At 66.9% G+C, this 7,210-nt stretch carries 7 protein-coding genes; 2 read left to right on the top strand and 5 right to left on the bottom strand.

Annotation, left to right across the window (positions count from 1 at the left end):
- The coding region (locus ABI385_RS14050) for a hypothetical protein (protein WP_407068280.1) at positions 1-182 on the top strand (182 nt) is incomplete at its 5' end.
- 33 nt (positions 183-215) lie between these two features.
- Here ABI385_RS14050 and ABI385_RS14045 read toward each other — a convergent pair.
- The 5 genes from ABI385_RS14045 to ABI385_RS14025 all read right to left on the bottom strand — a co-directional run bounded on the left by ABI385_RS14045 (position 216) and on the right by ABI385_RS14025 (position 6,024).
- Positions 216-1,382: a M20 family metallopeptidase gene (locus ABI385_RS14045; protein ID WP_348104379.1), complete on the bottom strand. Its 1,167-nt coding sequence runs from the start codon at positions 1,380-1,382 to the stop codon at positions 216-218.
- On the bottom strand, positions 1,379-2,650 hold the full coding sequence (locus ABI385_RS14040) for a Zn-dependent hydrolase (protein ID WP_348104378.1): 1,272 nt from the start codon (positions 2,648-2,650) through the stop codon (positions 1,379-1,381). The genes ABI385_RS14045 and ABI385_RS14040 overlap by 4 nt, the downstream gene beginning before the upstream one ends.
- Entirely contained in the window at positions 2,647-4,146 is a 1,500-nt protein-coding gene (locus ABI385_RS14035) for a sodium:solute symporter family protein (protein ID WP_348104377.1), read from the bottom strand. The genes ABI385_RS14040 and ABI385_RS14035 overlap by 4 nt, the downstream gene beginning before the upstream one ends.
- Entirely contained in the window at positions 4,143-4,409 is a 267-nt protein-coding gene (locus ABI385_RS14030; protein ID WP_348104376.1) for a DUF3311 domain-containing protein, read from the bottom strand. Before ABI385_RS14030 ends, ABI385_RS14035 begins: the two co-directional genes overlap by 4 nt.
- A gap of 784 nt (positions 4,410-5,193) precedes the next feature.
- Positions 5,194-6,024 carry a DeoR/GlpR family DNA-binding transcription regulator gene (locus tag ABI385_RS14025; protein ID WP_348104375.1) on the bottom strand — a complete coding sequence of 277 codons (831 nt, stop codon included), beginning with the start codon at positions 6,022-6,024 and terminating at the stop codon, positions 5,194-5,196.
- Positions 6,025-6,174: 150 nt separating this feature from the next.
- On the opposite strand from ABI385_RS14025, the gene ABI385_RS14020 reads away from it, so the two are divergent.
- Complete coding sequence (locus ABI385_RS14020) at positions 6,175-7,065, top strand: PfkB family carbohydrate kinase (protein ID WP_348104374.1); 891 nt, start codon at positions 6,175-6,177, stop codon at positions 7,063-7,065.
- Positions 7,066-7,210 lie beyond the last annotated feature (145 nt).

Here is a 7,210-nt window from a genome sequence, read left to right as displayed (position 1 = left end):
CCTTCGTCCAGAACGGGTGGTCCTACCTCTTCAACCCGTGCGTCGGAGCCGGTGGCGGTGGCTCATGTGAGCCCGCCCAGCACACCATCAGCCTCGGACACAGCAGCATCTACCTCGCCGTCCTCGTGGGCGTGGCCGTCCTGCTCGGAGCATGGGTCTTCCAACGTCGCGACGTGACCTGAGGCCCTTCGCGCAACCAGCTGGATTCGGCCCTCCTAGGTCAATGCTCGGGCGGCAATGTGGACGAAGACCCTCACCCCGATGTCGAGGGCGTCCTCGTCGATAGTGAAACGCGGGTGGTGGTGGGGGTGCACGATTCCTTTGGTCGGGTTGCCTGCGCCGACGAAGAAGAAACAGCCCGGTGCTCGCTCTTGGAATGCGGAGAAGTCCTCGCCGCCCATAGTGGGTTTCATCGTGTCGATCGCGGCCTCGCCAAGCACCTCGCGCACGGTGTCCTCGACGAGGGCGGTAACAGTTGACTCGTTATGCACGACGCGGTATCCCTGCTCGTACTTGAGTTCGTAGGTCGCCCCGTGCGCGTGGGTGATTCCCTTGACGAACCGCTCCATCAACGCGGGCACGCTCTCGCGTAGCTCCGGGTCGAAGCTGCGCACGGTCCCCTGCATCTGAGCCGACCCCGGGATGACGTTGTGTGTGGTGCCGGCGACGAACTGCGTCACCGAAACCACCACCGTGCTCAGCGGGTCGACGGCGCGCGAGACGATGTGCTGGAGTCCCGAGACGACCTGGGCTCCGACAACGATCGGGTCGACCGTTTGGTGGGGCATCGCCGCATGCCCACCCGTGCCGTGGATGGTGATCCAGAACGTGTCAGGCGCCGCCATCGCGGGGCCATACACGATTCCGATCTTTCCGACCTCTAGGGGCGCCCAGACGTGCGCGCCGATCACCAGATCGACGCCGTCCATGACGCCGGCCTGGATCATCTCGTCCGCTCCGCCCGGGAACAGCTCCTCCGCATGCTGGAAGATGAAGCGCACCTCCCCGGACAGCTGGTCGGCCATGGCGGAGAGCACTTTCGCGGTGCCCAGCAGCATCGCGGTGTGCGCGTCGTGCCCGCACGCGTGCATCGCACCCGGCCGTTGGGACCGGAACTCGAACTGGTTCTCTTCTTGGATCGGTAAGGCGTCCATGTCGGCACGGATGGCGAGCACCTTGCCAGGTCGCCCGGTGCGCAGGCGCGCCATGACGCTCGTAGCGGTGGGACGGGTGACGTCCAGGCCGGAAACTGACTCCAGGGTTTCCTGCACGAACATTGCCGTGTCCTGCTCGTGAAAGGACAGCTCCGGGTTCTGGTGCAGGTGCCGGCGCCAGTCGACGACCTGCTGGTGGACGTTCGTGACGAGCTCGTCGGATGTCATCGTGCCTCCGTCCGGAGCGGGGCCCAGGCATGGGCGTGTAACGCCGTGGCCAAGACAGATGCCCCTCGCGCGCAGTCTTGGGGCGAGCTGTACTCGGCGGGACTGTGCGACCGACCGTCCATGCTGGGTACGAAGAGCATTGCCGCTGCGACCCGGCTGCCCATCGTCTGGCTGTCGTGCCCGGCGCCGCTGGGCAGCTCCCGCCAGCTGGCCCCGCACGCGTCGGCCGCCTGCTGCAGCGTGCTGCGCAGGCCGACGTCGAGGTGATGAGGCGGCGTCTCCTTCGTCAGATGGACCGTGACGTCGACTCCACGATCGTCGGCGATGGCTTGACACTGCCCGCGGATCGCCGTCACCATCCGGTCGAGCACGGCCGACTGCGGGTGCCGCGCGTCGATGGTGAACTCCACCCGCCCCGGTACGATGTTCGCTCCACCCGGATAGACCCGCATGACGCCGGTCGTCGCGACCGCCGGGTGCCCCTCGTCAAGCGCCACGCGTTCGACCGCGGCGACCATCCGTGCCCCAGCCTGAAGTGCGTCCCGGCGGTTGGTCATCGCCGTCGCGCCGGCATGGTCAGTACGCCCCTCGACCACCACCTCGACCCAGACCAACCCGGTGATCACGTCGACAACCCCGATCTCGATGTCCGAGTCGACGAGCGTGCGACCCTGCTCGATATGTAGCTCGAGGAAGGTGTCGAAGTCCTCCCGACGTGCCTCGCCGAAGCGGGCCGGGTCCAGGCCGACCGAGCGTGCCGCTTCGGCCAGCGTGACACCGTCGGCGTCCACCAAGAGCATCGGCTCGTCGGCTGCGACCATACCGAGGATGGAGCGGGTGCCGAAGTAGTTGCCGTTGAAGCGGCTGCCCTCCTCCTCGCACAAGGACACCACGTCGACGGTGCGCCGTGGCGCTCCGCTGGCCGCCGCGCAGGCCTGGACGGCAACAATCGCCGACAGGACGCCGAGCGCCCCGTCGTAGGCGCCGCCGTGCACGACCGTGTCGATATGCGACCCGGTCAGGACGACGGGTCCGGCGACGTCACCGGACAGGCTGCCGAACACGTTGCCGACGGCGTCCTCGCGGACTTCCAGTCCGGCGTCCGCCATGATGGTCGACACCATGTCCTGGGCGTCACGCCACGCGGGCGAATATAGGGGCCGGATGATCCCCCCGCCCGGCTGCGCACCCACCCGGCCCAGCTGCTCGATGAGCCCGGCGAGCCTTGCCTCGTCGACCCGGACGGCAGTTGTCTGCCCATCGGTCATCGAGCCCCTCCACGCGCCGCTTCAAGGCCGGAGGGGTCGGCAGCCGGCGGTCGTCGCGCACCCTTGGTCAATGCAGAGACGACTGCAAGCGCGACCACGTTGGCTATCAGGGCGATGATGCCTACGTTGAGGGTGGCAGCCCACTCGGGCAGGAACGGCATGAGATCTCCAACAGAGCGCTTGGCGACGATGACGTAGCTCACCACTCCGACGCCGACCACCATTCCGGCGGCTGCCCCACTGACCGTGACCGGGTTCCGTGGCAGCAGACTCGCAACCAGCGCGGGGAACAGCTGGGTGACGAAGGCGTAGCCGAGCAGCAGCAGGGCAACGATGGTGCTGCCGCCGCCGAAGGTGAGCAGCAGGGTGACAATCGCCAGGACCGGCACCAGTAGCTGCGCCAACCGCATCACCGTTGCTGGTGACGTCCCCGGCCGCAGCTCGGCATACACGTTCTTGGCCAGCATCGTGGCCGAGGTGGTCAGGAGCATCGAGCCCGGAACCAGCGCAGTCAACATGCCGGTCGCGCCGATCAACCCCACGAACCACGGGTCGAACGCGTCGCGGGAAAGCCGCAGCAGTGCCAGATCGGAGTCGGTCCCCTTGAGCCCCGGGACTTTCAGCACGGCGGCGAAACCGACAAAGAAGATGAACAACAGCACCAGCTGGTAGAGCGGGAAGACCACGGCGTTACGGCGCAGCGCCCGCTCGTGCTTCGCCGAGAACGTCGCGCCGAAGAAGTGTGGCCACATGTAGAAGCCGAACGCGGTCAACAGCACGGTGCTGATGAACCACGAGACGCCGAGAGCGGGGGTATGCAAGGTGAGGAACTGCGGGTCCTTCGCTTGCAACGAGCTGAACATGGGGCTGATGCCCCCGTAGTAGTGCCAGGGAAGGTAAATGCCGAGGAAGATCGCGACGGACAGAATGAGGATGTCCTTGAGGACGGCGGTCCAGGCGGCCCCATGGATCCCGGACACCATCACGTAGACCGTAAGGACGGCCGTGCCGATGATGATCGCCGTCGTCTGCCCTACCGCCCCGTAGGAGGTCTCCTCCACGATGATGGACATGCCCTTCAGCTGCAGGATCAGATAGGGGATCATCGCGAGCACCCCGATCAGCGCAACCAGGATGCCCAGGTTTTTGCTGGCGTACTTGCGAGCGAAGAAGTCGGCCTGAGACACCAGGCGCTCACGTTTGGCGTAGCGCCACACCGCCGGCAGCAACCAGTACGACATGATGTATGCGAGGCAGCCGTAGGCGAGGATGTAGAGCGCTGGGCCGCCGTTGGCATACGAGAACCCGCTGCCACCAAGGAAAGTGAAGGTGGTGTAGATCTCACCGGCCAGCAGCAGAAACACGAAGATGACACCGAACGAGCGACCGCCGACAGCCCACTCCTCGAGGTTGAGCTCATGCCCCTTCCGAGCGCGAAGACCCAAAGCCAGGGCCACCAGCAGACCAGCGGCGAGAACGACGAGCGCCGCGTTCATGGCAGACGCCCTTCGTCGTCGGGCTGCGGTTCGCGGTTTGCTGGGTCGAGCGCGTAGACGATGGCCATGATCGCGCTGCTGGCCACGACCCATCCCACAATCCACGCCATGAGGAACGGCAGTCCGAACACGAACGGCTCAGCCCGGTTGGCAAGGCCGGCGCCACCCAAGATGCCGATGAAGGGCAGCGCCGCCAACGATATCCGCAGAACCTTGGTCCGGTCCGGCGCCGGCGGGTCGACCCGAGAGGCGCTGCGATCCATGTCATCAGCCATCGCAACCCCCAGTTGCCTAGTCACCGGATGAGCTCAACCCAGAACACGTATATTGCTCCTCTCAGACGTTGTGTCAACCTCCCTTCGGCAGGCACGCCCTTCGGCAGGCACGCCGTGCAACCGGGAACCGGGAGCCGGGTAGGCGCCCTGTATGCATCAAGACTCACTGTCTGACGACGCGCCGACGTGCTCGACGAACGCGGAGTCGGAAGAGACGATGCGCTCCATCTCCTCGCCCCCGTCGCACGTCAGGAGCGCCACCGTAAGGCTCGCAGGAGTACGGACGACCACACGCCACCGGCCTCCGGCGGCGGTCCACCGCGTCAGACGCTCGACGTCTGGGTTGGGACCCGCAAGTCCAGCCCCTGTGTCGGACGAATTCATCGGACCAGCACCGTCAGGAGGACCACGGTGTCCTCGCCGGGGCTGCGGTGCTCGGAGAGCTCCTGCCCTGCCAGAGACGCGATGACCGCCAGATCGTTGGAGGAGGTAGTTTCCATGCTCGCTCCACCTTTCGCTAGAGGCGTGAGATATCGATCGTCGCGGTCCGCAGCGCTGCGCACCTGTGCGTTCGCGACCCAAGGAAGGGGCCGTGAGGGAAAGCGTTCGAACCCGCTCGAGCCCGCCCGGGCTTGCTCGGACCGGAACTGTACGCGAGTCGTCCGCGGTTCGCCCATCACGCGCTCACAGGCCCTGTCTAGAGGGTCAAGCGGGCCAGGTCAGCACGGGCTGAGTGTCCTCACCGCTTTCGGCGGCGGCAAAGCGTGCTCCGCTATGGCGTCTCGGCGCGTGCGGGCTCCCGGGCGAGCGCAACCTCGAGGGACACCCCCATCTCAGTCAGCCGCTCGCGGATCGCATCAGCGGGTGGAAGGTCGGTGACCACCTCGGCTATCCGATCCCAGCCGCACAGGAGTACAGCGGCGGGCGAGGAGAACTTCGCGTTGTCGACCAGAAGGACGACGCGATCGGCAATGTCCATCAGTGCGAGCTTGGTGGGTCGCTCGCTGTCGGTCGAGACGTACAGCCCTTTGTGATCGACAGCGGCCGCGCCCAGGAACAGCGTCTGAACGCGTAGTCCCTGAGTCGCCTCGACGGTGCGCGGACCGACGAAGGCCTGGCTCTCCCGTAGGAGATCGCCGCCCAGACCAACGACACGCCCCAGGCCACGGGTCAGGAGCAGCTGCATTACCGGGACAGAATGCGTCACCACCGTCCCGGTGAAGCTGTCGGGGAGCGCTTGTGCCACGGCGTAGGTTGTCGTGCCGGCGTCGACCGCGATGGTCGCGGCCCATGGAATGCTCCCGACGGCCCGTTCGGCGATCGTCCGTTTGCCTTCGGACTGGAGCCCGGCCCGGCCCGCGAAAGCCGGTGAGTGCAGCGAGGCCAACAAAGCGCTTACCCCACCATGAACGACGCGCACCTTGGACTGGTGCTCCAGCTTGCGCAGGTCGCGCCGCACCGTCATGTCGGACACGCCCAGCTGCCGGGCCAGGTCGGTCACCGAGATGAAGCCGGCTTCAGCGACTGCGGTCAGGATGCGGCGCCGCCGGGCCGGGGCACTGTCGTAGCGCAATGTCTCCGCGCGCCCTTGCTGATCGGCCACGGGCCTCCCTCCCTCGCGAACACCACCAGATGACGCTGGCACGCCAGAGTACGCGATCTAGGGCCAGGAAGATGTTGACTTTTCACCATCGAATGTTAATCTTCTGTCAGACGGCGAGACTGACATCACACTAGGGATCCCGGTGGCGACATGAGGACCACGTTCGACGCGGTGTTCGTGGGAGCCGCAACCCAGGATGCACTTGCCCTGGTGAGCGGTTTCCCCAGGCCGGACCAGCGGATGGTTGCCGACGCCATTGCACACGCCGGGGGCGGCCCCGCGGCGACGGCAGCGGTCGCCGCGGCCCGGCTGGGAATGCACGTGGCATTCGTGGGGACCGTCGGGGACGACGTCGACGGTCAGAGCATCCTGGCGGGGCTGACGGCCGAAGGGGTCGACGTCAGCGGGGTCAGCGTGCGCCGCGGTCACGCCTCCGCAGTCAGCGTCGTCGTGGTCGACGCGGTCCATGGCACTCGGGCGATCTGTAACCGCCCTGGCCCAGACATCGAGCTCACCGCGGGACGGGCCCTGCTCGCTGCCGCTCCCGTGGTCCACGTGGACCACGTCGGCTGGGGCCCCGTCACCGAGGCATTCCCGAATGTCGGGCCACGGCTGTCGGTCGACGCCGGCAACCCCATCCCCGGGTTCACCCAAGCTGGCGTCCGGCTCTTCGTCCCGACCGTCGAGGCGCTTCGGTCGGACTCCGGGTTGATGGACGTCGACGACCTTCTCGTTCAGGCAATCGCGGGCGGCTGCGACATCGTCGTCGCCACCGACGGCGCCAACGGCTCGTACGCCCGAACGAGCACCGGTCAGGCGGCGTTCGCTCCAGCCCATCGTGTCGAGATCGTCAGCACCTTGGGGGCGGGGGACGTGTTCCACGGCGCGCTCATCGCCTCCGAGATCCACGGCTTGCCGCTGGAGCAACGCCTCATCTTTGCCAACGCGGCGGCCGCACTGGCGTGTCGGGGCTTGGACGGCCGGTCCACCATCCCCAGGCTGCCAGAGGTCATGTCCTTTCTACCCGCGCCCGTCCGCTGAGCCCAGAACCGACCAAAACCCGATCCAGGAGTCTCCATGACTGACAGCGCGTCCGGCGCGACCACCGTCGCCTACGGCCTCGACGCCATCGCCCGACCGAGCGGCGCGTTCGCTATGTTGGCCGTCGACCAACGTGAAGCAATGC

The organism is Lapillicoccus sp. (genome assembly GCF_039935575.1).
In the GTDB taxonomy this organism is placed as follows: Bacteria; Actinomycetota; Actinomycetes; order Actinomycetales; family Dermatophilaceae; genus Lapillicoccus.
This window is presented reverse-complemented; position numbering and strand designations above follow the sequence as displayed.